The 1,381-nt window shown below is 54.2% G+C and carries 1 other annotated feature.

The features are described from left to right. Position 1: 1 nt before the first annotated feature. Positions 2–1,369 (top strand) — a sequence feature (23S ribosomal RNA rRNA prediction is too short). The last annotated feature ends 12 nt before the right edge of the window (positions 1,370–1,381 follow it).

The raw sequence follows: 1,381 nt of genomic DNA, 5'->3' as shown, positions 1-1,381 counted from the left end.
TTGGGCTGTGATGGGGAGTGAAAATTATAGTAGCGAAGGTCATGATCTCAGACTGCCAAGAAAAGCCTCTAGCCAGGTGAAGGTGCCCGTACCGCAAACCGACACAGGTAGGCGAGAAGAGAATTCTAAGGCGCGCGGAAGAACTCTCGTTAAGGAACTCGGCAAAATGACCCCGTAACTTCGGGAGAAGGGGTGCCCCGGTAGTGTGAATAGCACGAGGGGGCCGCAGTGAAAAGGCCCAAGCGACTGTTTAGCAAAAACACAGGTCTGTGCGAAGCCGCAAGGCGAAGTATACGGGCTGACGCCTGCCCGGTGCTGGAAGGTTAAGGGGAGTGGTTAGGGGTTTACCCCGAAGCTATGAACTGAAGCCCCAGTAAACGGCGGCCGTAACTATAACGGTCCTAAGGTAGCGAAATTCCTTGTCAGGTAAATTCTGACCCGCACGAATGGCGTAACGACTTGGGCGCTGTCTCAACGAGAGATCCGGTGAAATTTTAATACCTGTGAAGATGCAGGTTACCCGCGACAAGACGGAAAGACCCCATGGAGCTTTACTGCAGCTTGATATTGGACTTTGATACGATTTGTACAGGATAGGTGGGAGCCTAGGAATCCGGAGCGCCAGCTTCGGTGGAGGCGCCGTTGGGATACCACCCTGATCGTATTGGAGTTCTAACCTGGTACCGTAATCCGGTGCGGGGACAGTGTCAGGCGGGCAGTTTGACTGGGGCGGTCGCCTCCTAAAGAGTAACGGAGGCGCCCCAAGGTTCCCTCAGAATGGTTGGAAATCATTCGAAGAGTGCAAAGGCATAAGGGAGCTTGACTGCGAGACTGACAAGTCGAGCAGGGACGAAAGTCGGGCTTAGTGATCCGGTGGTACCGCATGGAAGGGCCATCGCTCAACGGATAAAAGCTACCCTGGGGATAACAGGCTTATCTCCCCCAAGAGTCCACATCGACGGGGAGGTTTGGCACCTCGATGTCGGCTCATCGCATCCTGGGGCTGAAGTAGGTCCCAAGGGTTGGGCTGTTCGCCCATTAAAGCGGTACGCGAGCTGGGTTCAGAACGTCGTGAGACAGTTCGGTCCCTATCTGTCGTGGGCGTAGGAAATTTGAGAGGAGCTGTCCTTAGTACGAGAGGACCGGGATGGACGCACCGCTGGTGTACCAGTTGTTCCGCCAGGAGCATAGCTGGGTAGCTAAGTGCGGTAGGGATAAGCGCTGAAAGCATCTAAGCGTGAAGCCCCCCTCAAGATGAGATTTCCCAATTCGTAAGACCCCTTGAAGACGACGAGGTTGATAGGCCTGAGGTGGAAGTGCAGCAATGTATGGAGCTGACAGGTACTAATCGGTCGAGGGCTTATCCAATATCTAATTCAGA

The sequence above is a fragment of the Paenibacillus antibioticophila genome, from assembly GCF_000455265.1.
GTDB lineage: Bacteria > Bacillota > Bacilli > Paenibacillales > Paenibacillaceae > Fontibacillus > Fontibacillus antibioticophila.
This window is presented reverse-complemented; position numbering and strand designations above follow the sequence as displayed.